27 protein-coding genes, 1 pseudogene and 1 other annotated feature are annotated in these 25534 nt (G+C 66.0%); of the genes and pseudogenes, 14 read left to right on the top strand and 14 right to left on the bottom strand.

The window, feature by feature from the left end; translation table 11 throughout:
- Positions 1 to 46: 46 nt before the first annotated feature.
- Positions 47 to 1021 (bottom strand): Bug family tripartite tricarboxylate transporter substrate binding protein, encoded by a 975-nt coding sequence (locus tag IMZ29_RS13405; protein ID WP_216184738.1) that lies wholly within the window; start codon positions 1019 to 1021, stop codon positions 47 to 49.
- Positions 1022 to 1095: 74 nt separating this feature from the next.
- Between IMZ29_RS13405 and IMZ29_RS13410 the strand changes: the two genes are divergently transcribed.
- From IMZ29_RS13410 to IMZ29_RS13440, 9 genes are read left to right on the top strand one after another with little or no spacing between them, the layout of a single operon-like run.
- Positions 1096 to 1881, top strand: coding sequence for an enoyl-CoA hydratase/isomerase family protein (locus tag IMZ29_RS13410; protein WP_216184740.1), 786 nt, complete (start codon positions 1096 to 1098; stop codon positions 1879 to 1881).
- A complete protein-coding gene (locus IMZ29_RS13415; RefSeq protein ID WP_216184743.1) occupies positions 1878 to 2972 on the top strand; it encodes an acyl-CoA dehydrogenase family protein in 1095 nt (364 codons plus the stop codon). Before IMZ29_RS13410 ends, IMZ29_RS13415 begins: the two co-directional genes overlap by 4 nt.
- Positions 2972 to 3613, top strand: a complete 642-nt coding sequence (locus IMZ29_RS22800; RefSeq protein ID WP_253207105.1) for an acyl-CoA dehydrogenase family protein — start codon at positions 2972 to 2974, stop codon at positions 3611 to 3613. Before IMZ29_RS13415 ends, IMZ29_RS22800 begins: the two co-directional genes overlap by 1 nt.
- Complete coding sequence (locus tag IMZ29_RS22805) at positions 3604 to 4149, top strand: acyl-CoA dehydrogenase family protein (protein WP_253207106.1); 546 nt, start codon at positions 3604 to 3606, stop codon at positions 4147 to 4149. Before IMZ29_RS22800 ends, IMZ29_RS22805 begins: the two co-directional genes overlap by 10 nt.
- Before the next feature lie 18 nt (positions 4150 to 4167).
- Positions 4168 to 5412 (top strand): CaiB/BaiF CoA transferase family protein, encoded by a 1245-nt coding sequence (locus IMZ29_RS13425; protein ID WP_216184746.1) that lies wholly within the window; start codon positions 4168 to 4170, stop codon positions 5410 to 5412.
- On the top strand, positions 5409 to 5840 hold the full coding sequence (locus IMZ29_RS22810; protein WP_253207107.1) for an acyl-CoA dehydrogenase family protein: 432 nt from the start codon (positions 5409 to 5411) through the stop codon (positions 5838 to 5840). Before IMZ29_RS13425 ends, IMZ29_RS22810 begins: the two co-directional genes overlap by 4 nt.
- 32 nt (positions 5841 to 5872) lie before the next feature.
- Positions 5873 to 6571, top strand: a complete 699-nt coding sequence (locus tag IMZ29_RS22815) for an acyl-CoA dehydrogenase family protein (RefSeq protein ID WP_371820259.1) — start codon at positions 5873 to 5875, stop codon at positions 6569 to 6571.
- 32 nt (positions 6572 to 6603) lie between these two features.
- Positions 6604 to 7629, top strand: a complete 1026-nt coding sequence (locus IMZ29_RS13435) for a Bug family tripartite tricarboxylate transporter substrate binding protein (protein ID WP_253207108.1) — start codon at positions 6604 to 6606, stop codon at positions 7627 to 7629.
- A 53-nt stretch (positions 7630 to 7682) separates the two neighbouring features.
- Positions 7683 to 8426, top strand: a complete 744-nt coding sequence (locus IMZ29_RS13440) for an IclR family transcriptional regulator (protein ID WP_216184750.1) — start codon at positions 7683 to 7685, stop codon at positions 8424 to 8426.
- A 24-nt stretch (positions 8427 to 8450) separates the two neighbouring features.
- Here IMZ29_RS13440 and IMZ29_RS13445 read toward each other — a convergent pair whose 3' ends face one another.
- On the bottom strand, positions 8451 to 9935 hold the full coding sequence (locus tag IMZ29_RS13445) for a SulP family inorganic anion transporter (RefSeq protein WP_216184752.1): 1485 nt from the start codon (positions 9933 to 9935) through the stop codon (positions 8451 to 8453).
- Positions 9936 to 10022: 87 nt separating this feature from the next.
- Positions 10023 to 10075: a sequence feature (sul1 is cis-regulatory element that is thought to sense ions involved in sulfur or methionine metabolism; They are found in Alphaproteobacteria), on the bottom strand.
- A 170-nt stretch (positions 10076 to 10245) separates the two neighbouring features.
- Here IMZ29_RS13445 and IMZ29_RS13450 point away from each other — a divergent pair.
- The 4 genes from IMZ29_RS13450 (at position 10246) to IMZ29_RS13465 (ending at position 14197) form a co-directional block, all read left to right on the top strand.
- The gene (locus IMZ29_RS13450) at positions 10246 to 11409 is read left to right on the top strand and encodes a CaiB/BaiF CoA transferase family protein (RefSeq protein ID WP_216184755.1); all 1164 of its coding nucleotides are present in this window, start codon (positions 10246 to 10248) and stop codon (positions 11407 to 11409) included.
- 19 nt (positions 11410 to 11428) lie between these two features.
- Positions 11429 to 12415, top strand: coding sequence for a Bug family tripartite tricarboxylate transporter substrate binding protein (locus IMZ29_RS13455; protein WP_216184758.1), 987 nt, complete (start codon positions 11429 to 11431; stop codon positions 12413 to 12415).
- 2 nt (positions 12416 to 12417) lie between these two features.
- A complete protein-coding gene (locus tag IMZ29_RS13460) occupies positions 12418 to 13215 on the top strand; it encodes an enoyl-CoA hydratase (protein WP_216184798.1) in 798 nt (265 codons plus the stop codon).
- 73 nt (positions 13216 to 13288) lie between these two features.
- Positions 13289 to 14197 carry a LysR family transcriptional regulator gene (locus tag IMZ29_RS13465; protein ID WP_216184761.1) on the top strand — a complete coding sequence of 303 codons (909 nt, stop codon included), beginning with the start codon at positions 13289 to 13291 and terminating at the stop codon, positions 14195 to 14197.
- Positions 14198 to 14321: 124 nt separating this feature from the next.
- Here the strand turns inward: IMZ29_RS13465 and IMZ29_RS13470 are convergent, their stop codons facing one another.
- The 10 genes from IMZ29_RS13470 to IMZ29_RS13515 form a co-directional block, all read right to left on the bottom strand.
- The gene (locus tag IMZ29_RS13470) at positions 14322 to 15311 is read right to left on the bottom strand and encodes a Bug family tripartite tricarboxylate transporter substrate binding protein (protein WP_216184765.1); all 990 of its coding nucleotides are present in this window, start codon (positions 15309 to 15311) and stop codon (positions 14322 to 14324) included.
- A gap of 41 nt (positions 15312 to 15352) precedes the next feature.
- Positions 15353 to 16114: an SDR family NAD(P)-dependent oxidoreductase gene (locus IMZ29_RS13475; protein ID WP_216184768.1), complete on the bottom strand. Its 762-nt coding sequence runs from the start codon at positions 16112 to 16114 to the stop codon at positions 15353 to 15355.
- Positions 16115 to 16155: 41 nt separating this feature from the next.
- Complete coding sequence (locus tag IMZ29_RS13480) at positions 16156 to 17121, bottom strand: Bug family tripartite tricarboxylate transporter substrate binding protein (RefSeq protein WP_216184771.1); 966 nt, start codon at positions 17119 to 17121, stop codon at positions 16156 to 16158.
- A gap of 24 nt (positions 17122 to 17145) precedes the next feature.
- On the bottom strand, positions 17146 to 18009 hold the full coding sequence (locus tag IMZ29_RS13485; RefSeq protein WP_253207109.1) for an HpcH/HpaI aldolase/citrate lyase family protein: 864 nt from the start codon (positions 18007 to 18009) through the stop codon (positions 17146 to 17148).
- A 12-nt stretch (positions 18010 to 18021) separates the two neighbouring features.
- Positions 18022 to 18918, bottom strand: a complete 897-nt coding sequence (locus IMZ29_RS13490) for an HpcH/HpaI aldolase/citrate lyase family protein (protein WP_216184773.1) — start codon at positions 18916 to 18918, stop codon at positions 18022 to 18024.
- Between the two features lies 1 nt (position 18919).
- A complete protein-coding gene (locus tag IMZ29_RS13495; RefSeq protein WP_216184776.1) occupies positions 18920 to 20170 on the bottom strand; it encodes a CaiB/BaiF CoA transferase family protein in 1251 nt (416 codons plus the stop codon).
- Positions 20167 to 20652 (bottom strand): MaoC family dehydratase, encoded by a 486-nt coding sequence (locus IMZ29_RS13500; RefSeq protein WP_216184779.1) that lies wholly within the window; start codon positions 20650 to 20652, stop codon positions 20167 to 20169. The genes IMZ29_RS13495 and IMZ29_RS13500 overlap by 4 nt, the downstream gene beginning before the upstream one ends.
- On the bottom strand, positions 20649 to 21797 hold the full coding sequence (locus IMZ29_RS13505; RefSeq protein ID WP_253207119.1) for an acyl-CoA dehydrogenase family protein: 1149 nt from the start codon (positions 21795 to 21797) through the stop codon (positions 20649 to 20651). The genes IMZ29_RS13500 and IMZ29_RS13505 overlap by 4 nt, the downstream gene beginning before the upstream one ends.
- Before the next feature lie 71 nt (positions 21798 to 21868).
- Positions 21869 to 22366: a MaoC family dehydratase gene (locus IMZ29_RS13510; RefSeq protein WP_216184782.1), complete on the bottom strand. Its 498-nt coding sequence runs from the start codon at positions 22364 to 22366 to the stop codon at positions 21869 to 21871.
- A gap of 11 nt (positions 22367 to 22377) precedes the next feature.
- The gene (locus tag IMZ29_RS13515; protein ID WP_216184785.1) at positions 22378 to 23757 is read right to left on the bottom strand and encodes an MmgE/PrpD family protein; all 1380 of its coding nucleotides are present in this window, start codon (positions 23755 to 23757) and stop codon (positions 22378 to 22380) included.
- Between the two features lie 193 nt (positions 23758 to 23950).
- On the opposite strand from IMZ29_RS13515, the gene IMZ29_RS13520 reads away from it, so the two are divergent.
- A complete protein-coding gene (locus tag IMZ29_RS13520; protein WP_216184787.1) occupies positions 23951 to 24904 on the top strand; it encodes a LysR substrate-binding domain-containing protein in 954 nt (317 codons plus the stop codon).
- Positions 24905 to 25074: 170 nt separating this feature from the next.
- On the opposite strand, the gene IMZ29_RS13525 is transcribed toward IMZ29_RS13520, so the two are convergent.
- Positions 25075 to 25362: a HigA family addiction module antitoxin gene (locus tag IMZ29_RS13525; protein WP_253207110.1), complete on the bottom strand. Its 288-nt coding sequence runs from the start codon at positions 25360 to 25362 to the stop codon at positions 25075 to 25077.
- Positions 25363 to 25372: 10 nt separating this feature from the next.
- Positions 25373 to 25456, bottom strand: a pseudogene (locus IMZ29_RS13530) (peptidase); the annotation flags it as partial.
- Between the last annotated feature and the right edge of the window lie 78 nt (positions 25457 to 25534).

The raw sequence follows: 25534 nt of genomic DNA on the forward strand, positions 1-25534 counted from the left end.
TGGCGGCGCGCGACCTCGGGGTCAGGCGCCGCCATCGGCGCGTCAGCTATTGCGGCACGATCCCCGCCGCATCCGCTACCTGCTTGAACCGCGCCTGCTCGGATTTCTGAAAGGCCAGCATCTCTTCCGGCGTGGTCGGCATGGGCAGGCTGCCCTCGCGGGCGAGGAACGCCCGTGATTCCGGACGGCTCATGATTTCGGTCATGGCGTCGGACAGCACCTTGGTGACGTCCGGTGGTGTCTGGCTGTGCACATAGAAGGACGTCCAGCTGTAGGTTTCGTAATCGGGAAAGCCGGATTCCTTGAACGTGGGTACGTTCGGCAAGCTGGGGTGGCGGCTGCCGCCAGACACGGCCAATGCCTTGAGCTTGCCGGTGTTGATGAGCTCGATTGCTGCGCTCAGATTCAGCATGGCCGCGTCCAAGCGGCCTCCGACGACGTCGGTGATGATCGCTGCTTGTCCTTTGTACGGGATGTTCGTGTATTTGAACTTGCCGACATCGGCCAGCCACGCCGTGGCGAGTTCGTACCCCGCCGAGTAGGTTCCCACGGAGATCGGCTGCCTGGCTTCTTGTGCCTTCGCCACGAACTGCCTCAGGGTGTCGACCCCGGGCTCCTCCTTCACGACCAGCACATTCATGCCCTTGGCCAGGCCGGCCAGGGGCTTGAAGTCGTTGTATGGATCGTAGGGCAGGTCCTTCATCACCACGGGATTCACGCTGAAAGGCGAGCTGCTCGCCAACACGATGGTGTAGCCATCGGCAGGCATGGCCTTGACCATGCTCAGCGCCACGATGCCGCCTGCCCCCGGCTTGTTCTCGACCACGACCGCGCGCCCCAGGAGCCGTCCGAGCTGGTCGCCGAAGTGGCGCGCGCCGGTGTCGGATCCGCTGCCCGGTGTGAAAGGAACGATGACGCGGATCTCGCGGTTGGGGAAATCCTGCGCGCTTTGCGCGAAGGCGGGACCGCAGGTGACGGCAGCCGTCAGCGTGGCATACGCCAGCGCACGAAAAACGTTCATGATGTCTCCAAATAATATATGTGTGTTTTTTTATATTCTATGCGTATCATAAAAAAACACAACACGAGGAAGCCATGAACAGCCCCCAGTTCGGAGACCTGTCCGTCGAGCACCACGGCCACGTTGCGATCGTGCAAATGCAACGCCCGCCCAACAATTTCTTTGACCTCGCGCTGATCCGCGCCCTGGCAGACCAGTTCGACGCACTGGCCGCAGACGGCCATACCCGCGCCATCGTCCTGGCAGCGCAAGGCAAGGCCTTCTGCGCGGGTGCCGATTTCGCAGGCAACGGTGATCGGGATCCCGGCAGTCTCTATGCGCAAGCCATCCGCCTCTTTCGTTGCCCGCTACCTGTGGTGGCCGCCATCCAGGGGCCGGTCATCGGCGGCGGGGTGGGCTTGGCGCTCGCCGCAGATTTCCGGGTCACGTGCCCGGGCGCCCGGTTTAGCGTGAACTTCAATCGCCTGGGGATTCATCCGGGATTCGGCCTCACCGTGACGTTGCCCCGCCTGGTCGGCCAGCAGCAGGCCGCCCTGCTGCTCTACACGGGGCGCCGGATCGATGGCACCGAGGCCATGCGCATCGGCCTGGCCGACGTGCTCGTGGACGAAGCCGATGCCGTGCGCATGGCTGCGCTGCAACTGGCCGAGGAGATCGCAGCCTCTGCGCCTCTGGCGGTGCGAGACACGCGCGCTTCGTTGCGCCGCGGCCTGGCCGATGCGGTCGCCGATGCCGTGCAACGGGAATGTGCGTGCCAGGAAGTGCATTTCGTCACGGCGGACTTCAAGGAGGGTGTCAAAGCTGCCGCAGAGCGGCGCACGCCAGTCTTCACCGGCCAGCCGGCAGGGGATGCGGCATGATCGACTTCTCCCTCGACGGCGACACCACCCTCATCGTGCAAGCCGCCCGGCGCTATGCGCAGGCCGAGCTGGCGCCCCAGCAACGCGCTTTCGAAGCTGCCGGCAGCATCTGCGCGCCCACCTGGCAGGCCGCCGCAGAGATGGGACTGCTGCGCGCCTGCTGGCGTGACGAGCACGGCGGCAGCGGCCTGGGCTGGGGTGCCTGGATCGACGTTCTGAGCGAGATCGCGCAGGGTGATGCCGCCGCTGCGGTGGCGATCGACAGCGCCGGTGCCGGCTACGACGCGCTCTGGCAGGCGGGGCATGAGGCCTGGGTGCGCGAGTTTCTTGCACTTGAACCCGGGGCTCACGGCGCACAGCACCCCGTCGTGGTCCACGACCTGCAGGGCCGACTGACGCACACGGACGCGGGGCGGATCGACGGTGTGATGCCATGGGTCAGCACGGCGCGCGCCGATCTCGTCGTGGTGGTGGGAGCTACAGGCGTGCACGTCGTGCGCGAGGGCTTCACTCTCGAGCCCGTCTCTGCGCTGGCGCTGCAAGGCGCCGGGTCATCGCGTCTGCGGTTCGAGCAGGCACCTGTCGCCGCGAGCCAGCCAGATGCCAGTCTGGCCGAATCGATACTCGCGCGTTCGCGGCTGCGCCAAGCCGCCATCCTGCTGGGCGTGCTGCAGGCGGCGTCGGTCTATGCCCGTGAGTACGCCTTGCAGCGCGTCGCCTTCGGCAAGCCCATCGCGCACCACCAGGCGCTGGCGTTTCTCTTGGTCGACATGAACAGCGCCGCCGAGCAGACGCGCAGCCTCGTCCAGCTGGCGGCCTGCCGACTGGACGCTGGCGATGACGCCATCGAGGCCTGCAACCAGGCCTTCATTCAAGCCTGCGACGCTGGACACTTTGTGGGACCAAATGCCGTGCAGATCCTGGGTGCTGCGGGCTTCATGCGTGACTATCCGGTCGAAAAATTCATGCGCGAACTGACGGCGCTGGCACTGGCCTTGGGCGGCGCCGACGCAACGCGCGACACGCTGAATCGGCAGGTCGCCCTGCCGGCATCCCTCGACTGGCTGCCCGCCGACGCGGAGGTGGCGTGATGGAACTGACCTACTCATCCTCGGACCGGGACCGCATCGCCACCCTGCGCGCCTGGGGGCGGGAGCATTTCCGTCCCGCTGGCCTGCGCGCGGATCGCAACGGCGAGGCGCTCCCGGTCGGCGATCCTTTCTTCGACACGGCCTTGTCGCTGGGGTATGGTCGGGCCACCTGGCGGCCGGAAGGCCACCCGGCAGAGCCCCACCCGGTCCGCACGCCAAGCGCGGTGCTGAACGTCATCCTGGCCGAGGAAAGCGCGTACTGGGACCGCGGCATCGGTGTCGCGCTGCCCGGCCCAGGGCTGGGCGAGGCCCCCGTCCTCATCATGGGCACGGAGGAGCAGAAACAGCGGTTCCTCACGCCCTTCCTGGCACCCGAGAAGCCCATCTGGGCAGCCTTTGCCATGACGGAGCCTTCGGGCGGATCGGATGTCGCCAACATCAAGACCCGCGCGCATCAGGAGGGCGATCACTGGGTGCTCAACGGCGCGAAGGCATTCTCGGGCAACGCGGCGCGCGCAGAGTGGACTGTGGTCTTCGCCACTGTGGATCCCAAGTTGGGCCGGGCAGGGCACCGGGCCTTCGTGGTGCCGCGCGCACACCGGGGTTCACGGGCTTTCGGGCCGAGAAGAAAATGGGCCTGAAAGCCTATGAGTCGACCTCGTTCTTCCTGGAGGATTGCCGGGTGCCGGCGGAGAACCTGTTGGGCGGAGAAGCCCACTACACGCAGCGCACGGGCTTCAAGGGCGCCATGCAGACGTTCAATTCGGGGCGCCCCACGATTGCCGGCATGGCCGTGGGCATCGGTCGTGCCGCGCTGGATGAGTTGCTCGTGCATCTGCGCGAGAGTGGTCTGCAGCACGACACCCGGATCCGTGACCGTTTCGACACCGTGCGGCGCAAGCTCCAGGCGGCCTACCTTCTGGCATTGAAGGCGGCCTGGATGGCTGACGCAAAGCAGCCGAACCTGCTGGAGGCGTCGATGGCCAAAGCGTTGGGCCCCACGGCGGCGCTGGAGGCCACGCAGCTGGGCATGGACGTCATCGGCATCACAGGCGCCCCCGAGGGCTCGCTCATCGAGAAGCTCTACCGCGACGTGAAAGCCATGGACATCGTCGAAGGCACGGGGCAGATCCAGCGCGTCGTGATGGCGCGTCAGCTCGTGCGTCTGCCCAACTGACGTCATCGGAGCCAACATATGACGAACACGATCAAAGCCGAGGGGCCGCTAGCCGGCGTCAAGGTCATCGACCTGACTGCCGTCGTCCTGGGACCGCTCGCCACGCAGATCCTGGCCGACTACGGCGCGGATGTCATCAAGGTGGAAGGGCCCGAAGGCGACATGATGCGCAACAACGGCGTCAGCCAGAACCCGGGCATGAGTTCGATCTTCCTGTCGATCAACCGCAACAAGCGCTCGGTGTGCATCGATCTGAAGACCGCGCAGGGCCTGCAGACGCTGACCGAACTCATCAAGACGGCCGATGTGGTGGTGCACAACATGCGCGTGCGGGCCATCGAGCGGCTGGGGCTGGGCTACGAGGCCGTCAAGGCCATCAACCCGGCCATCGTCTACTGCGCGGCCACGGGCTTCGAGGAGTCCGGCCCTTATCGCGGCAGGCCCGCGTTCGATGAAATCGCGCAATCGGCCAGCGGATTGGTGGGCCTGCAACTGGCCAACCAGCCCGATGCCCCGCCGCAGTACGTGCCGAGCCTGATCGCCGACAAGACCGCGGGCGTGGCGCTGTGCAATGCCGTGCTTGCCGCTTTGTTCCATCGGGAGCGCAGCGGGCAGGGCCAGTACGTGGAAGTTCCCATGCTGGAGACCATGGCGGCGTTTGTCATGGTCGAGAACCTGGGCGGCATGACCTTCGAGGGCAACACCGAGCCTCCCGGGTACGCCCGCCTGCTGGGGGGCGGGCGCCAGCCCTATCGCACGGCCGATGGCTACATCTGCATGCTGCCGTACTCGCTGCCGCACTGGCGCGCGTTCCTGGCGAGCCAGGGCATGGAAGGCCTGCTCGATGACTTGAACATCACGGATCGCCATAGCCTGAACACCCATGTGCGCACCCTGTACCAGGCCGTGCGCGACATCACGCCCACGCGTCCGTCGGCGTACTGGCTGGATCTGTGCGCGAGCCTGGACATGCCGGCCACGCCGATCACGCGGCTGGAAGAGCTGCCCGAGCACCCGCAGTTCAAGGCGGTCGGCCTCTTTCAGACGGCCGAGCATCCGACCGAAGGCAAGATCCGCTACGTGCGGCCCACGACGCGCTTTGCGCAGACGCCGGCGAGCGTGCGAAGCCTGGCCCCGCAGGTGGGTCAGCACACATGCGACGTCTTGCGCGAAGCCGGTATGCCTCCCGAGCAGATCGATGCGCTGCTCCAAGCCGGCGTGCTCCGGCAATCCGACAGTCAGAATCAAGGAGCGTCCTCATGACGGTGGTCATCGAGCAAGAGCACCAGATGCTCAAGGAACTGGTGCAGCGTTTCGTTCGGGAATCGCTCGTGCCGTTGGAGCCCGCGCTGCTGGCGCGCGAGATCGCGGGCGAGGGCTTGCGCCTGACCGACGACGAGAACGCGCATCTCTACCAGGTGTCGCGCGAGCTGGATCTCTGGGGCCTGGATGCCCCAGAAGAGATGGGCGGCTTCGATCTGCCCACGGTCGCCATGGTGGGGGTGAACGAGGCGCTGGGTCACACCATCGTGCCGTTTCACCTGCCGCCCGATTCGCCGAACCTTCGGATGCTGCTGGAGACCGCGAACGACGATCAGCGCGAGCGTTATCTCGCGCCCTATGCGAAGGGGCTCACGCAGTCGGCCATCGCCATTTCAGAGCCCGGCGCCGGGCCGATCCGGCCGGGCTGAAGACGACCGCCCGCCGAGACGGCGACGATTGGGTGCTCAACGGCCGCAAGATCTGGATCAGCAATGCCCGCCGGGCCGACTGGACCATCGTGATGGCCCGCACCCAGCATGCGGATGGCATGCACCCGGGCGTCACCGCCTTCCTGGTGGACCGTGGCACACCCGGTCTGATCCTTGAGCGCGAGATCGCCATGATCGGCGGCACGAGCACCTATGAACTCGTGCTGGACGAGTGCCGCATTCCGGACACCCAGCGGCTGGGCGAGGAGGGCAAGGGTTTTCGCCCCATGCAGAAGCGACTGTCCACGCGGCGCGTCGAGATGGCGGCGTGGTGCATTGGCCGCGCGCAGCGTGCGCTCGACATCATGATGGAGCAAGTGCGCCAGCGCACGACGTTCGGCGCTGTGCTGGCCGATCGCCAGGCCATCCAGTGGTGGATCGCCGACGCCGCCACGCGCATCCATGCGTGCCGCCTCATGACCTACGACGCGGCAGCGCGGATCGACCGTGGCGAGGATGCCCGCACGCAGGTGTCCATGATCAAGGTGTTCTCCACCGAGATGGCCTGGGACGTGATCGATCGGGCCATGCAGGCGCTGGGCGCCATGGGCATGACGCGTGAGCTGCCCCTGCAGCAGATGGCCAACCAGACCCGGCTGATGCGCATCTACGAAGGCCCGAGCGAGGTGCATCGCTGGGTCGTGGCGCGCAACACGTTGGCCGGGCTCTGACCCGCACCACACCATCGAAGGAGGAGATCAGCATGACATCAGACAAGAACGTGGGCGCAGGCGGATACACCCGCCGCAGCCTGCTCAAGCACGGCACCCTGGCCCTTGGCATGGCGGCGCTTGGCAGCCCGGGCCTGCTGTCGGCCGCGGCGCCGGCGGCAGCGAGCTACCCCACGCGGGCGGTCCGCTTCGTGATTCCATTCCCCGCGGGCACCGGCACGGACGCCACGGCGCGCATCTTCGCGCGGGCCTTCTCCGAGGCCACCGGTCAGTCGGTGGTCGTGGAGAACAAGCCGGGCGGCAACGGCTTCATTGCCGTGCAGGACGTGTTGAACAGCGCCGCTGATGGTTACACCATCTTCATCGGCAGCAATTCCACGCTCGCCACCAACGCCGCTGTGTTCAAGCGCATTCCCTACGATCCGCTCAAGGATTTCGCCCCCATCAGCTTCCTGATCCAGGGCCCCTGCCTGGTCGTGGTAGCCAAGGACTCGCCCTTTCACTCGTTGCAGGACCTGGCTGCTGCTGCCAAGGCGCGGCCGGGCAAGCTCAACTACGGCAGTGGTTCGATCTCCTATCAGCTCAATACCGAGTGGCTGAATCAGCTGCTGGGCATCAAGGCCGAGCCGATTCCCTACAAAGGGGCGAACGAAGCGTTGCTGGCGGCGATCAGCGGCGAGGTCGATTACGCCGTGGTCGATGGCACGAGCGGCACGCCGCAGGTGCAGAGTGGCCAAGTCCGTGCCCTGGTGTACTCCGGCGACGCTCGCTCGCGCCTGCTGCCCGACGTGCCGGCGTCCGCGCAAGCCGGTATTGACGGCTACCTCGCCTACAACTGGGTCGCTGCCGCCGTCTCCGCCAGGACGCCGCCCGAGATCACCGCGCGCATCCAGGCCATCTTCCAGTCGTTGAGCAGCAACGCGGCGCTGCGCGACTACTACGCCTCCCAGGCGAGCACCGTGTCCCTGACCGGCCCCGAGGAGATGCGTCGGTTTCAGGAGGAGGAGATCGTGCGCTGGCGGGATCTGATGCAGAAGGTTGGGCTGGAACCTCAGTAGAATCCTAGCTCCCGGGGGGCGGCTGCGCCCCTCCCATTGCATGCAGGTTCGTCGTGGCCACTTCTTCCGTTATCAAGACCGCTGGACGCGTATTCGACGTGTTCGAATACATGCGCGAGGTGCGTCGTGCCGTCACGGTGCGGGAAATCGCCGAGCATTTCGACTATCCGCTCTCCAGCGTGCAGGTGCTGATGAAGAGCCTGTCCACGATGGGCTACCTGCGTTACGAGAACCGCCAGCGGGCCTATCTGGCCACACCCCGCCTGGCGGCGCTCGGGGATTGGGTTGCCGAGAGCATGGCCGCCACCGGCGTGAGCTTCGCCGTGCTCGAGCAATTGGCCAGGGATACCGGCCTGACCGCCATCCTCGCCGTGGAGAACGACATCTACGTGCAGTACACCCACCTGGTGTATGGGTCGCAGCGCAAGCGCTTCCAGGTGCAGCCTGGCACGCGCCGCCTGCTGTGCATGTCCGGCCTGGGCTGGGCGCTGCTCGCCCCGCATCGCGACGACTACGTCGAGCGCATGATCCAGCGATCCAACACGCGATTGACGGCCGGCGGCCAGCAGGTGCGTCCCGACGTGGTCTGGGGGCATATCCGCGACACTCGGGACCGTGGCTACGCATTCTCGAAGGAGGTCGTGACGCCCGGCGTCGGCATCATCGGCCTCACCACCGTTCAGGACACGCTGAATGCCACCTTCGGGGTGGGCCTGGGTGGCGACCTCACCACCCTCGAGAAGAACGAGGCGGACCTCGTGCAGGCGCTGCGTGAGGCGGTGACGCCACTGGGGTGAGGCCGCGCGCTGCTGCGCCCCCGGCTAGTGCCCTGCCTCAGCCCCGGTTGCCCCCGGCTTGTCGTGCGTGCCGAAGCGACCGACCATCGTGGCGCTCGCCTCGTTGAGCCCAAGCACCTGCACCTGCCGGCCCTCGCGGCGCAGCTTGAAGACGACCTTGTCGAGCGCGCCCACGGCCGAGATGTCCCAAAAATGGGCATGCGACACATCGAGCACCACGGTATCCACGTCCTCGGCGAAGTCGACAGCCTGCGCGAAACGCTCTGTCGAGGCAAAGAAGACCTGTCCAGTGTAGCGGTATGTCCGGGTGCGGCCGTCGGCCGAGCGCTCGGTGGTGACGCCCATCAGGCCGCGCACCTTGTGCGCGAAGAAAAGCCCGCTCAGGAGCACGCCCACGAGCACGCCGCGCGCAAGGTCATGCGTCCAGACGACCACCACCACCGTGGCGATCATCACCACCGACGACTGCCAGGGGTGCGTGCCGAGATCCTTCAACGAGCGCCAGCTGAAGGTGCCGATGGACACCATGATCATCACGGCCACGAGCGCCGGCATGGGCATCTGCGACACCAGCGGGCCCAGCACCACGATGAGGAACAGCAGGAAGGCGCCGGCCACCAGCGTGGACAGGCGCGTGCGACCGCCGGCTTTCACGTTGATGACGGATTGGCCGATCATGGCGCAGCCGCCCATGCCGCCGAAGAAGCCCGTGACCAGGTTGGCGATGCCCTGGCCCTTGCACTCGCGGCGCTTGTCGCTGGGCGTGTGGGTGAGGTCGTCGACGATCTGCGCCGTCATCATCGATTCGAGCAAGCCCACTGCGGCCATCGTCACTGAAAACGGGAAGATGATCCGCAGGGTTTCCCAGGTGAAGGGCACATTCGGCAGATAGAACGAGGGCATCGCCGAGGGCAACTGGCCCCGGTCGCCCACGGTGAACACGTCCAGCCCCAGCCAGATCGACACCGCGGTGAGCACCACGATAGCCACCAGGGGCGAGGGCACCACGCGGGTCACGCGTGGCAGCAGATAGATGATCGCCAGCGCGGCGGCAAGGACGGCATACGTCACCCAGGTCACCCCGATGAGCTCGGGCAGTTGCGCCATGAAGATCAGGATGGCGAGCGCATTGACGAAGCCCGTCACCACCGAGCGCGACACATACTGCATGAGCAGATCCAGGCGCAGGAAGCCTGCGGCGACCTGCAGCACGCCCATCAGCAAAGTGGCGGCAAAGAGATAGTCGACGCCGTATTGCCGCACCAGTGGCGCCACGACGACGGCCACGGCCGCGGTGGCCGCCGAGATCATGCCCGGGCGTCCGCCGGTGAGCGCGATGATGACGGCGATGGAGAACGACGCATAGAGCCCGACGCGAGGGTCGACGCCCGCGATGATGGAAAAGCCGATGGCTTCGGGGATGAGCGCCAGGGCGACGAGCACGCCCGCCAGGATGTCCGCGCGCGGGTTGGCCAGCCATTCGCGCTGGAGGGTGGAAGAAAACGACATGAGAGTGCTAACCAGTGTCAGCAAGCGCAGGGACGCCGCACGCCGTGCAGGGGTGTGGGTAAGGCGGAACGGGCCTGGGATCGCTTGATGTTTCCGGGGGATAGGCGCCCGGCCGAGCCACCCGGCAAGCCGGGTCCACGAAAGTCGCGGGAAGACGCGACGCCGGCAGCGTTGCGATGCCAGCGGGGGGATTGTACCTGAGAGCGGCGCCCGCCTTACGACACAGACGAATGCCGCGTTAGAACATTTCGACTGGTTCACAGGCGCGACCGTCCCTAGACTTCTCTGCATCGAAAGACGGGGTAGGTCCATGATTGGCGATGCGTTGCAGGGTATCCGGGTGATCGATCTCTCGCGGATCCTGGCCGGGCCGTGGTGTGCCCAGAACCTGGCGGATCTTGGTGCCGAGGTCATCAAGATCGAGCGTCCCGCGAGCGGCGACGACACGCGATCCTGGGGGCCGCCGTATGTCGAGAGCGAGGATGGCACCGCCACGATGTCCGCCTATTTCTCGTGCTGCAACCGCAACAAGAAGTCCGTCACGCTGGATTTCAAGGCGCCGGCGGATCGCGAGCGGCTGCTGGCGCTCATCGCCACTGCCGACGTCGTGGTGGAGAACTACCGCGTCGGCACATTGGCCCAGTACGGCCTGGACCACGCGACATTGCGGGCGCGTCACCCCGGCCTGGTCTACGCCTCGATCACAGGCTACGGACAGTCCGGGCCGAAGGCGAGTCGACCAGGCTATGACTACATCTTCCAGGGCCTGGGCGGCCTCATGAGCTACACCGGCCGTGCCGATGACGAGCCGGGGGCTGGCCCCCTGCGTGCCGGCGTGGCCGTCGTCGACGTCACCACCGGCATGTATGCGACGTCGGCGATACTGGCCGCGCTGCTGCGGCGCACGCGAACGGGCGAGGGTGCCTACATCGATCTCGCGCTGCTGGATGTGGCCGTGGCGCTCAATGCCAACCAGGGTGCGAACTACCTGGTGTCGGGCGACAGCCCGCGCCGCACTGGCAACGCGCACCCGAACCTGGCGCCGTACGAGGTGTTCGCGGCGGCGGACGGCTACTTCATCCTGGCCGTGGGCAACGATGTCCAGTTTGCGAAGCTGTGCACGTTGTGCGAATTGCCAGCGCTGGCCGAGGATCCGCGCTTTTGCACGAATCCCGCCCGTGTGGCTCACCTGGCCGAGCTGCGCCCGCTGCTGGCCGCAGCCCTAATCCGGCGGCCGCGCGATGCATGGACAGCAGCGCTCGATGCGCTCGGGGTCTCCTGGGGGGCAGTCAATACCGTCAGCGAGGTCTTCGACGACCCGCAGGTGCGCCACCGTGGCATGTTGCAGCACGCCACCCATCCCTTGCTGGGCCGGATTCCGCTCGTGCGCAACCCGATGCTGGCCGGTGAGCCGCCGGCTGGCGAGCCTGCCCCCCCGCCGCTGCTTGGCGAACACAACCACCACTATCTGTGACGTTCCCCCAGGAGGAGACATGAAAAAGACCATCCGGCTCGGCGCGGCCGTTGCCCTGCTGGGCGTCGCCTCGGCCATCCCGGCCGCGGCACTGGCTGCCGCGCCGTTCCCCAGCCAGCCGCTCAAGCTCATCGTGCCCTACGCGCCCGGCGGCACCACCGATCTCGTGGCGCGCGTCGTCGCCCCCAAGCTGGGCGAGGTGCTGGCCCAGCCCGTCGTCATCCTCAACCGGCCCGGCGCGGGCGGCGCCATTGGCAGCGCGGCAGCCACGCGCGAGCCGGCCGATGGCTACACCCTCGTGATGGCGGTGGAGAGCTCGCACGCCGTGAACCCGAGCGTGCAGGCCAAGCCCTTGTACGACCCGATGACGGATTTCGCCCCGATCAGCAATCTCGCCAACGTGCTGGGGGTGCTGGACGTGAGCGCGAAATCCGACATCACCAGCGTGCCTCAGCTGCTGGAGCGCCTGAAGGCCGAGCCCGATCGGTTCGCGTTCGGCTCGTCCGGCAATGGTGGCTATAGTCATCTCTTCGGCGAATTCTTCCAGAGCGCCACGGGCACGCGCATGCTGCACGTCCCGTACAAAGGGCTTGGTCCTGCGCTCGTCGACCTGATGGCGGGCCAGATCGAGGTGGTGTTCGACAATCTGCCGTCCTCGGCGGGCTTGATCCAGAGCGGCGAGCTACGTGCGCTGGCAGTTGCCGCGCCGGCGCGGCTTGCCCAGATGCCGGATGTGCCGACCTACGCTGAAGTAGGCTACCCGCAGCTCAACACGCCGTCCTGGTTCGGGTTGGCCGCGCCGGCGGGCGTGCCGGAAGACGTGCTCGAGACGCTCAACCAGGCGGTGGGCAAGACGTTGCAGGACCCGACCGTGGTCGCCGCCATCGAGAAGCAGGGCGCCGTGCCCGCCTACACGAGCCGGGCGGAATTCGCCGAGATCATCCGACGCTCCAATGCGACGTGGAGCCAGGTCGTCGCCGATATCGGCTTTGAGAAACTGAGGTAATGATGGATCAGAACCCCTGGAGTCAACACGCAGGGCTGGAACTGCAGGATGGCGTGGCCACCGTCTCCATCCGGGATGCCGGCAAGCTGAACATCCTGGGCACGCCCGTGATTGCCGCGCTCACGGCTGTGCTGACATACGCCGGCTCGCTGCAGGACGTGCGTGTGGTAGTGCTGCGCGGCACGGGTGACAAGGCGTTCGTGGCCGGTGCGGACATCAAGGAGATGGCCGCGCTCGACCGGACGTCCGCCGAGGTCTTCATCGACGGTCTGCGTCGCCTGTGCGATACCGTGCAGACGTTGCCGATGCCGGTCATCGCCCGCCTGCCGGGCTGGAGCTTGGGCGGCGGGCTGGAGCTTGCGCTGGCGTGCGATCTGCGCGTGGCGGCCGAGGACGCGAAGTTCGGCATGCCGGAGGTCAAGGTCGGTATCCCGTCGATCATCCACGCGGCCCTGCTGCCCCGACTCATCGGCCGGGCGCGCGCTACCTGGATGTTGCTCACGGGCGAGATCATGGCCGCCGACGAGGCGCTGGCCTGCGGTCTGGTCGATCGCGTGGTGCCGCTCGCAGACCTCGATGCCGAGGTGGCGCGGGTGGCCAGCCTGCTCGCCGGCTGCGGCCCGCGCGTGCTCGCCCAGCAGAAACGCCTGCTGCGCGAATGGGAGGATCAGCCGCTCGATACCGCCATCCGTAACGGTGTGCCCGAGTTCGGTGCAGCCTTCCAGACAGGCGAGCCGCAGCGGTTCATGGGCGAGTTCGTCGAAGAACAGGCGCGGCGCAAGCGCGAGCGCGCCGGCTGATACGGCGTTTCCTGAGGGCTCCGCCCGCCGGGGCGGCGTACCATCCTCCCCAAACGACGGCGGAGGCGACACGGTGAACTACGAAATCAAGGATTTGCGGCTCTTCAAGGCCATCGTCGAGGCGCAGAACCTCTCCGCCGGGGCGGCAGCCATGCACATGACGGCCTCCTCGGCGAGCTATCGCTTGAAGAACCTGGAGTACGCCGTCGGCAGTTCACTCTTCCTGCGCACTTCCAAAGGCATGCGGCTCACCCCGGCGGGCGAGATGCTGGCCCGCCACGCCCGGGCGCTGTTGGCGGGCGTGGAGACCATGCATGCCGAGCTCAGCCAGTATTCGCGCAATCTGCGCGGCAGCGTGCGCCTGCTGGCCAACAGCAGCGCGCTCAATGGTTTCATCATTCCGAGCCTGGCGCGCTTTCTGGCCACCAATGTCGGCATCAACGTGGACCTCACGGAAAAGGAGAGCGCTGCGATCCCCGCTCTCATCGAGGCCGAGGAGGCCGACATCGGTGTGGTCGCCGGCACCGTGAACGCACCCGCGCTCGATGCCGAGCTCTATGCAGTGGAGCGCCTGGTGTGCGTGGTGTACCCCGAGCATCCCGTGGCCGGGGCGGGAGCCATCGGCTTCGTCAGCCTGCTTGCGCATGATTTCGTGTCGATGGACCGGCACAGCAGCAATTTCCACTTCCTGGCGGGCCAGGCCCGGCTGTGCGGCCATCCGCTACGCACGCGCGTGCACGTCCAGGACTTCGATTCGGTGCTGCAGATGGTGGAGGCCAACGTCGGTGTGGCGGTCGTCCCCGCGAGTGTCGCCGAACCTCGCCTCGCGGGTCGCCAACTCGCCATCGTGGAGCTCGCAGATGCCTGGGCTGAGCGTCTGCTGCACATCGTCACCCGTCGCGACCCCGCCCCCGGCGACGTGGCCCGGGGGCTCGCGGCTATCTTGCTGGACGATCCCCGGGTGGTCGCTACGCGACGATAAAGAGACGCCGTGACCGGTTCAGCCGGCATCGCCCGCTCATGCCCGCATGTCGCACTGGCCTGCGCGACCGGTGCAGATCGACCCCGGTTGCGCAAGGCGTCGCTCCCGCATCGTTACGCGGCCATCAATCCAGCGTGATGTTCTGCTTGCGGATGATCTCGGACCACAAGGCGTGGTCGTGTTCGATCACCTCCTTGTACTCCGCAGGCCCGGTGCTTTCGGGGACGACGAAGCCGAGCTTCTGGAACGATTCCCGAAACTCGGGCTGGGCCAGGGCGCTTCTGGCCGAGTGTGCCAGGGCGTCGATGACCCCATCCGGCGTGCCCGCCGCCACGGCCAGGCCGTAGCGGATCAGCACCTGGTACGCTGGGTACCCCGCCTCTGCGAACGTCGGCACGTCGTTCAGGATGGGCAGCCGCTCGGAATGGGCAAGGGCCAGGGCTTTGAGCTTGCCGCTCTCGATGAATGGAAGTGTCGAGCCGATTACGCCAAACCATGCCTGGATCTCATTGGTCATCAGCGCCGCCACGCCGGGCGAGCCACCGCGGTACGGCACATGGGTCATCTGTATGGCCGCCTGTTGCGAGAAGAGCTCTGCAGCCAGATGAAAGCTTCCCCCTTTTCCGGTCGAGCCGAAGTTGAGCTTGCCCGGATGGGCGCGGGCGTAGGCCACGAACTCCTCGAGGTTGTTGACCGGCAGGTCTGCGTTCACCACGAGCACGACGGGCAGGTCGCTCAGGAGAGCCACCGGCGTGAGTCTGTCGGGATCGTAAGGCAGCTTGGTATAGAGCAGCTTGTTGAGCACCATGCTCGAGTCGGTAGACAACAGCATGGTGTAGCCGTCTGGCTTTGAGCGCGCGACCTCGGCCGTGCCAATGATGCCGTTGGCGCCCGCTTTGTTCTCGATGACCACCGGCTGGCCGAGATCCTGCGCCATCTGGTTGCCCAGCGTGCGAGCCAGAAGATCCGTGGTGGCCCCCGCCGCGTAGGGGACGACAAACGTGATTGGCCGGCTGGGAAAGTCTGCGGCACTGGCGGAGCCAGCGGCTGTCGCGACGGCGAGCGTCGCGAGCCAGGTCGCGATCCGGCGCGACAGCGTGTTTGAGCGAGTCATGATTGTCTCCTTCGTGGTTGTTGTGGGAATACCGGGACGAGTCAGAACATGCGCTCGCCACCGTTGACATGCAGCGCATGGCCGTTCACGAACGGTGCGCTCACGAGGTACAGGCAGCCGTCGGCCACGTCGTCCACCTGCCCCCAACGTCGGACCGGAATGCTTGCCGCCTTGGCTTGCCTGTCGGTGTTCGGGTACTGGCTCCAGTCCCTCTCGGTGTCGATCGCGCCCGGGACAAGCGTGTTGCAGGTGATCCCGAGCGGTGCAAGCTCGCCCGCCATCGCCATCGTCAGACCGTGCATGCCAGCCTTGCAGGTGATGTTGTGGGCGCGGTTGGGCATGTGGCCCCAGAACCCGTCATACCCAGAGACGTGCACGATGCGCCCCCAGCCGCGCGCTTTCATGCCCGGTAAGACTGCCGAATCCAGATAGAACAGCGCGTTCAGATTCGTCTCGATCACCTCGCGCCAGTCGTTCACCGTGATGTCGAGAAACGGTTGGTGGCGTCGCCGGCCGACGTTCGAGACCGCGATGTCCACGGCACCAAAACGATCGATGGCTGCCGAGACCATGTCACTGACCGCCCCCGGGTCGCCAACATTGGCCATGATGCCGATGGCCTGGCCGCCGGCGGCCTCGATTTCGTCCACGACCTTGTCCACGTTCTCCCTGTTCCGGGATCCATTGATGACCACATTCGCGCCGGCAGCAGCCAGGCGTCGCGCAATGGCCCGGCCGATGTTCTGCCCCGAGCCCGTGACGATCGCAGTGCGGCCAGCCAGGGCCTTGCTTGGGTCCGTCATGTCTTTCTCCTGTTGATGTCGCCGCGTCTGGCGAAAAGCATTCAGTTCAGCTGGACGCCGGCTTCCCTGACTGCCACGCCCCAGCGCTCGATGTCAGCGGCGATGAAGTCCGCGAACGCCTGACGGCTCATGCGCAAGGTGGTGCTGCCGCGCTGGCGCGTCTCCGCCTGCCATTGCGGCGAATCGACGATGGCGGAGATCTCGCGATGCAAGGCATCCAGAATCCCGGGCGGCGTGCCCACGGGCGCCAGGATTCCGGACCAGGGGACGCCGCGCACGGGATAGCCCAGTTCTTGCAGCGTCGGCACATCGGGCAAGATGGACACTCGCTCCTCACCGCTGACTGCCAGCGCTCTGAGTCGTCCCTGCTTGATGAGCGGGTCCGCGACCGAGACAACTTCGAACATCGCGTCGATCTGATTGCCGACCAGGTCGCTCATGGCAGCGACGCCGCCCTTGTAGGGCACGTGCGCGATGTCCAGGCCGGCTGCGTCCATGAGCATTTCCATGACGAGGTGATTCGTGACGCCATTGCCGCCGGAGCCATAGTTGAGGTCTCCCGGCGCGGCCTTGGCCGACTCGATGAACCCTTGCGCGGTCTGGTAGGACGATGCGGCGTTCACGACCAGAACGAGCGGCGCTGCGCTGATTGGCGCGATGGGGGCGAAGTCCGTCTTCGGGTCGTAGCGCAGCGACGTATAGATCCAGCCGTTGATCGTGAGTGGCCCGCTTGAGGAGGCGAGCAGGGTGTAGCCGTCGGGCTGAGCGCGTGCCACGAGTTCAGCGGCCATGCTGGCGCCGCTTCCCGGACGGTTCTCCACGACGAACGGTTGTCCCATGTTTTCGCCCAGACGCTGGGCCAGACGCCGCGTGATCTCATCAGTTGCCTGGCCGGGCGGGAAACCGACGATCACCCGCACGGGCTTCTCGGGGTAGCTTTTCTGGGCATGCACAGGTGTGATGACGGCGCAAGCCGCCAGCGCGCATGCGAGCGCGATGTTCTTCATGGTCTCCTCCGGTGTGTTTTTTCGTCAGCCGTTCTGGCCGATCGCTGCCTGGAATGCAATGACTCGCCGCGCCTGCTCGGCATGCAGGTTCTCGACCATCTTGCCGTCGAGCACGGCGATCCCCTGACCGGCCTGCCGGGTCTCGTCCCACGCCTGCACGACGCGTTGTGCGAGCCGTACCTCGTCTGGCGTGGGGCCGAACGCGCGGTTCGCCGGCGCGACCTGGGCAGGATGGATCAGCGTCTTGCCATCGAAGCCGAGATCACGCCCCTGGATGCACAGTGCCGTGAACGCCGGCTCATCGTCCAATACCGGCGAGACGCCATCCAGCACGTCGCGTCCATATCGCCGCGCCGCGTTGACCGTCCGTGACAGGGCATAGAGAAGGGCACCGCGCCCACTCGTGTCGCGTGCCCGCAGCTCCTTCATCAGGTCGGACGTCCCCATGACCAGCACCGCGACCCCGTCCTGCGCGGCAATTGCATCGACATTGGCCACCCCGGCAGGCGTCTCGATCATGACCCACAGCGCTGCGCGTGATCCGAGTTCGCGCAGTCGCCGCACATACATGCCGGCCAGCGCTGCGTCGTGCACTTTCGGGACGAGAATGGCGTCGGGCCCGGCAGCTACGGCGGCGGCAAGATCATCTTCGCCCCAGCGGGTGTCCAGTCCGTTCACCCGGATTAGCACTTCTCGTCGGCCATAGCCCCCAGCACGCACCTGGGCGCAAGCCAGCGCGCGCGCCTGCAGCTTCGCCGCGGGCGTCACTGCGTCTTCCAGGTCGAATATCACGACGTCGATGTTGAGCTCGCGGGCCTTGTCCATGGCGCGCTGGTTCGTTGCCGGCATGTACAGCGCGGATCGGCGCGGGCGGATGTCGTGGTTCATGATCTTGCCTCCCTACATGCCGATCAGGTCGGCTTTGCGCAGGGTGTTCTGCAGGATCCGGATGGATGCTGCGTCCACCATGTCACCGTCCACCGCCACCGCACCCAGGCCGTTGGCCTCCGCTTCGGCGTATGCTGCCGCGAGCTTTCGCGCTCGTGCCACTGAATCGGCCGACGGCGAGTACTCGCCGTTGGCGATGTCGATCTGGCTCGGGTGAATGGCCCATTTGCCCACCGCGCCCAGGATGCGGGAGCGGCGGCATTCCTCAAGGTAGCCTTCCGGGTTTTTGATGCCGGCATACGGGCCATCGACCATGTCGATGCCCGCGGCGCGCGCAGCGATGACGACCTTGTTGCGGGCGTAGTGCCAGACGTCGCCGGGATATTGGCCCGTGCCGCCGATGGACTTGATGTCGACGCCTTGTGAGGCGGAGTAGTCCCCGGGCCCGAAGATCAGCGCTTCCAGGCGCGGTGACGCCTTGGCGATCTCCTCGGCGTTGATCATGGCCTCGACTTCCTCGATCAACACCTCCAGCCCGATGCGCCGGGTCAGGCCGAGCCGGGCCTCGAGTTGCGTGAGCAGAACGTCGACCCACCAGACGTCTCGCGCGGCCTTGACCTTGGGCACGATGATGATGTCCAGCGAGTCACCGGCCTGTTCCACGATCTGGATGATGTCCTGATGGGCGTACTCGGTCTCCAGGTTGTTGATGCGCACTGCCCGCGTCTTGCTGCCCCAGTCGAGCGTCTTGAGCGCGGTCACAACCTTGTCGCGGGCTGAGGCCTTCTCACTGGGTGCGACCGAGTCCTCCAGATCCAGGAACACCAGATCGGCATCGCTCGCGGCGGCCTTGGCCATCATCTTTTCGCTGCTGCCCGGGGTGGACAGCTCGGATCTGCGCAATCGCATGTCAATCTCCTTGGGGTGAAATGGTGACGACGCCGTCGGCGACGAAAGCTGCGATCTCGGTCTCGTCGTAGCCGTGCGCTCTGAGGACTGCGTCGGTGTGCTCGGCGAGCAGGGGGGCACGTCGCGGCGGCGTTGCCGGCGTGCCGGCGAGCTTGATCGGGACGCCGGCAAAGACGCCGGGATGCTCGCTACCCGGATGTGGCAAGGTCACGAGCATCTGTCTTGCGTGCACGTGTGGGTCCTTGAAGATGTCGCCCGCGTCGTTGACCGGGCCGGCGGGCACGAAGCCACCCAGCGCCTGCATGACCTGCTGCTTGGTGCGCTGGCGCGTCCAGGCGCTCAGAAGCTCGCGCACCTGCGCGGCGTTGCGCGTACGCTGCCGGTTGGAGTTGTATCGAGGGTCGTCAGCCAACTCTGGCGCGCCGATCAGGCGGCACAGCTCTCGCCACAGGTTCTCGCGCGGCGCGGCGATGGTCACCCAGCCATCGGACGTGGGAAAGTTGTCGAACGGGCATAGCAGCGGGTGGCTGGTGCCTTGTGGCCGGGGGATCTCGCCCGTGTAGGCGTGTTGGTAGACGATGCGCTCGCATAGCGCGAGGATGCTGTCGTACATCGCCACGTCCACGAACTGGCCGCGTCCGGTCTTCTCGGCCTGGCGCAAGGCGGAGGCGACGCCGAAAGCGGTCAGCGCCGCCGGAAAGATGTCGCCCACGCCGGGGCCGATCTTGACCGGCGTGTCTGCGTCAGGGCCCGTGATGCCCATGATGCCGCCCATGGCCTGCGCCACCACGTCAAAGGCCGGCCACTCGGCATACGGGCTCTCGCCCGTTCGGGGGTCCCCAAAGCCGCGAATGCAGCCGTAGACCAGCCGCGGATTGTGTTCGCGCAGCGTCTCAAAGCCCAGTCCCAGCCGGTCCATGACGCCCACGCGGAAGTTCTCGAGCAGCACGTCGGCGTCTTGCACCAGGCGCAGCAGGATGTCGCGACCGCCGGGTTGCTTCAGATCGAGCGTGACGCTGCATTTGTTGCGATTCACGCTCTGGAAGTAGCCGCCGAAATGCTGCGCCTCGTCGTCCGGGAAGTGCGGACCCTGATTGCGCGTCTGGTCCCCGTTTATCGGCTCGATCTTGATGACGTCGGCCCCCATGTCGCCCAGCATCATGGCGCAGTAAGGGCCAGCCAGCATTTGGGTGAGGTCGATCACCTTCACCCCTGCGAGCGGGCCGGTGGCCGATCGTTGCCACTGGCTCATCGTTCGCCCCAGTGGCTGCGCCGCTTCATGAGCACGTGTCGCTCGCCGGTAAAGACGACCTTGCGGTCCTGGTTGATACCGACGTGGCGAAAGGTGACGAGGCCCGCACCGTCGCGAGCGCCGTCCTCCTTGCGCAGGACTTCGGTGAAGGCGGTCAGCGTGTCGCCGTGGAACACCGGGTTACTGAAGCGGATGCGATTGAGTCCGCGTTCCTCCAGCACCTGCTCGGCGGTGTCCTGTGCGGCCAGGCCGATGATGAACGAGGCTGTGATACCGCCGAAATTGATGCGTTGACCGAAGGCCGAGCCGAGCATTCGGTGCTCGTTGAAGTGGCCCTGAGCCGTGTTGAGCACCTGCAGGGTGATGCCGACGTTGTCGGTCTCCGTGATGGTGCGTCCGCGTGCGTGCTGGAAGACGTCGCCCACGGCGAAGTCCTCGAAGTAATTGTTGGCGGCAGTCAGTCGCGAAACGGGTGTGTTCATGATTTGGCGGCTCCCAACAGACGGTCCGAGATGATGCGTTTCTGTATCTCCGAGGTGCCTTCGAAGATCTTGGTCAGCCGCGCGTCGCGCCAGTAACGCTCGACAGCGAAATCCGTCGTGTAGCCGGCACCGCCGTGGATCTGCAGTGCCTCGCTGGTCACACGTTCGGCCATCTCTGAAGCCAGCAGCTTGACCATGGACGATTCCTTGTCGCAGCGTCGGCCGCTGTCGATCTCCGTGCACACGTGATACATCAGCTGTCGCGCGGCCTCGATCTCGGTAGCCATGTCAGCGATCTTGAAACGGATGGCCTGGAACTCGCCGATCGGCTTGCCGAACTGCACGCGCTCATGGGCGTAGCGAATCGCGTCCTCGAGCGCGCCTCGGGCCAGGCCGATAGCCCGCGCGGCGGTGTGAGCGCGCGCCACCTCGAGCTTGCCCATCACGGTGTAGAACGCATTGCCTTCCTCGCCGATCAATGCGTCGGCCGGAACCCGGCAGTTGTCGAAAGCGAGCTCGAAGGTCTTCCAGCCGCGATAGCCAATCTTGTTGACGGGCGTGCCCTGGACACCAGGCGGCAGCGTGCCGCGCTCCTTGGGGATGTGGAACGCGCTGATGCCCTTGTGCCGCGCCTTGGGATCCACATCAGGGTCCGTGCGCGCCATCACGGTGAGGTAGTCCGCGCCGTCGGCGAAGGTGCACCACATCTTGGAGCCATTGATGACCCAATGCTCGCCATCGCGCCTTGCGCGGCACGACAGGTTGGCGACATCAGAGCCCGCATTGGGTTCGGACAGTGCGAAGGCACCCAGGTATTCCCCGCTGGCCATGCGCGGCAGATACTTGCGCTTTTGTTCTGGCGTGAAACCGTTGCCTGCCCCGTTGCCACGCGCCATGATGCTGGCCACGCTCATCCAGCCACGAGAGAGCTCTTCGGCGACCAGGCAATATTCGAAGCAGCCAAGCCCCAGGCCGCCGTACTCCTGAGGTATCAGGATGCCGAAGAGGCCGAGCTCGGCCATCTTGTCGCGCAGCGCCATGGGGATCTCTCCGTTCTGCGGGTCGAGCCGATTGGCCGTCGGCAGCACTTCCTTCATGGCAAAGTCGCGTGCGGCCTGCTGAATCATCAGCCGCTCATCGGTCATGTACGAGGGGACGGCGTCGTCGCGGTCTGCAAGCGCGGTGGGGCGTGTCGTGTCGTGATGCTGGGCCATGGCTATTTTCCCTGTACCTTCCTGCTGATCATGTTCGTGCGCTTGAAGTCGATGACCCGAGCGCCGGCGGCGTTGAATCCTTCCGTGTGCCAGGTCGCAATGCCGGCGTCAGTGCGGCTGTTCGATGGCCGCAACTCCAGGACGGTGCTTCGGGAGGTCAGCGTGTCTCCGGGGTAAACCGGCTCATGGAAGGTGAGATCCTCCACGCCAAGAAACGCCCCGCCGGATTCACTCAAATCCTCCACTGACATGCCGAAGACGGTCAGAAACACCAGCATGGGGTTCAGGACCATGCCGGGATGGCCGTGTGCGCGTGCATACTCGGCGTTGAAGTAGAGCGGGTTGAAGTGCAGCGTATTGGTCGTGAAGGCGATGTTGTCTGCATCAGTGAGCGTGCGGCCCCAGTGGTGTTCGAACACCTGGCCCACCTGCATGTCATCCAGACCGTTGCCCTTGGGCCATAGCTTTGCCTTGTCTAGCATGGCTTGTGCGTCTTGCATGGGTTGTCCTCTCAAGCTCTTGGGATGGTCAGTGAAGTGATGTGCCGAACGTCTGCCGCGCAGTCGAGTGCTGCCACCTGGTCGGCAAGCTCGCGGGCGCGCGCGGTGCCCACGACCGGCTCGGCGAGCGCCGTGAACTTGGTGAGCAGCTTTTGCCACTGGAGCGGCAACTCACTGGGGGGACAGGCACGCGAGACGTCGGCGGTTGCGATGTGGGTTTGACCGCCACGCAAGCTGACAGCCACCTCGCTGCTGTAGGGGTTCGGCAGGTCGTCCGACGGGACGATGTGGACACGGTCGCGCAACTGCACCAAGTCCGGCTCCAGGGTCAGTGCGTCAGTAAAGCCGCGCTCGCTGGTGTCGCGGCGGGTCAGCGCCATCGCGACTACCTGGCGCAGGCTGAACTTGGCTTCCAGGCCTGTGGCCGGTGCCGGGATGTTGCATACCTGCAGGTGGCCTGGCGGTACCAGCACGCGCACGGATTCCACCTCGGCTGCCCTCAGGTCGGGCCGCACAGAGAGCTTTGCGGCAGCCTCGATGCTTGCGTGCGTCAGATAGCAGGCGGCGTGGTACTTGAACATCACACGGGTGATGCCGTCGATCTCGTGCATGGCATCAAGGACATGCGGGCTGTACGTGTCCGTCTGCGTCGCGGCAAAGCCCTGCTCGGTCTCGATGACCGCCGCATGCGCCGTGAAACCTCTGCGTGCAAGGCCCGCGGCGAGCAGGCCGTTGGCAGCCGCCTTGCCGGCGTGCAACGGCTTGGCCATCGTGCCGAACATGGACTTGAGTCCGGCAGCCTGTGTGCCGGCCAAGCCCAATGCGGTGCGCCACGCAGGCTCGTCCAGCCCCATCAGGTGGGCGCAGGCGGCGGCCGCACCGAAGCTGCCGACGGTCCCGGTGGCGTGAAACCCGCGGGCATAGTGTCCTGGGCGCATGATGGCGCCCACGCGGCACTCGGTTTCGAAGCCGGCCACGAAGGCCGCAATGAAGGCGCGTCCGGACGTAGGGCTTGGCTCGGCCGCAGCCAGGAGCGCGGGGAAGACCGGCACCGAGGGGTGCCCTCCCATGGCCGAGACGACGTCATCGAAGTCCAGGGCGTGCGAGGCTGCGCCGTTGATGAGGGCGGCCCACTGCATCGAAACCGTCTGAGATGTACCGACAAGACGATGCGGACCGCACGCCCCTTCCTCGGCCGCCTGCTCGCGCAGGATCGCGGTGAGCGGCTCGCGGCTGCCTGCCAACGCCACACCCAGCCAGTCGAGCAGGCAATGCTTGGCAAACGTCACTGCTTGCGGCGACAGCGTCTCGTAGCGGATCTGCGCCATGTCGTGCGCGATGCGCGCGGTCACCGCGTCGCGCGCTGGGTACTGGTCAATGGCTGATGCCATGTCACCCCTCCTCGTCCCCGTCCAGTCTGCGCAGGCTGCAAGCGCTGGCGAGCTGATACGGCTGTCTCTGTGTTCTCTTATGTGCGCTGTGGAGCGCTGCGTGAGACGTATTGTTGGGGCTTGGGTGTTTGTGACGCCAAAGGCAAATCGTTAAGATGCCTTTAACCAACGGTTAACGAGAGGACCGCAGATCGTGACCCGCCGCCGTCTACCCCCGCTGAACCCGTTGCGCAGCTTCGAGGCCGCGGGGCGTCATCACAGCTTCACGCGCGCGGCGCAAGAGCTTCATGTGACGCCGGTGGCTATCAGCCGGCAGGTTGCGGTGCTGGAGAGCTACTTCGGTGTTCCGCTGTTCGATCGCCACCATCAGACCGTGCATCTGACGCCCGCAGGGCGGCAGTTCCTGCCCAGGGTCACCGCCGCGTTGGATCTGCTCGACGAGGGCAGCCGCCTGCTGCGGCCCGAGCCGGACGAGGCGCTCGTGGTCTGCACCTACACCACGTTTGCATTGCGATGGCTCATTCCGCGTCTGGCCGTGTTTCGTCAAGAGCACCCCGCCATCGACATCAACTTCAGTACAGCGGTGACCTACGAAGAGTTCCACTACGACCGTATCGACGTGGGGCTTCAGTACGTGTATGCGGTGCCGGCCGACGTATCGGCCCAGGTCATCCTGCCTGACCTCATCCAGCCCATCTGCAGCCCGCGCCTGCTGGAGACCGGGCCGTCGTTGCCGCCCGTCGAGAACCTCAGGCGGCACACGCTGCTGCATTCGGAGTACCGAAAGGCGGACTGGGCCGACTGGCTCGACGCGGTAGGCGCGCCGCGCTTCAAACCTGCCGACGAATCCACATTCAAGGGCTCGGGCCTGGCGTATCAGGCGGCCTCGGGAGGGTTAGGCGTTGCCGTGGCGCAGCGCCTGCTGATTCTCGACGACCTGGCGGATGGACGCGTGGTCACACCTTTTCCGCATGCAGTCCAACGCACCACTGGCTTGAGCATGGTCAGCCGCAAGTCCCGGTTGGCAGACTCCCGCGTCAAGATCTTTCGTGACTGGTTGGAAGCCCAGGCCACACAGACATGGCGCGCGATGGGGCTGGAAGACGTTGTCGCGCCGGCACGGCCCAGGCTCGTGCACATGGGATGAGGTCAAAGACTGGCGGCGCGAAGCTGCGAGGTCGTCTACCCTCGTGCCCAACTTGGCGCGCACCATGTTCGAGCGCAGTGTGAGCCAGTGGATCGAGCCGTTGGAGGCCTGGGCCGACCCGATTGTCACTGAGCGGACTAGCGCCCCGAACGGCACCGGCGACCGCCGCGTCAGGCGTGTGCCGGCTCCACCACCCACTCACGTCCCGAATGCTCTGCCTGCCAAAGATCGTAGTCGGCTTGCATCTGCAACCACATGATGGCGGTCGGAGCCGGGATCCACTTTGCCAGGCGAATCGCCAAGTCTGGCGTGGCGCCGGCCTTGCCGTTGATGAAGCGCGAAAGCTGCACGCGAGAAACACCGAGCTGCGCAGCGGCATCAGTCACGCTCAGGCCCAGTGCCGGCAACACATCGTCTTTGAGGATCCCGCCAGGATGCGGAGGATTGTGCATCTGCATGGTGCGCTCCTTAGTGATAGTCCTGGTAGTCGACCAGAATGGCATCCTGACCCTCGAAGGTGAAGGTCAGTCGCCAGTTGCCGTTGACCCAGACCTGTCGGCGCCGATCCAAATCTGAGCCACCGTGCCGACCGAATATTGAGCCAGGGGTGGGGGCCGGCCTTCAGAGGGC

This window comes from Verticiella alkaliphila (assembly GCF_018904615.1).
GTDB classification, from domain to species: domain Bacteria; phylum Pseudomonadota; class Gammaproteobacteria; order Burkholderiales; family Burkholderiaceae_B; genus Verticiella; species Verticiella alkaliphila.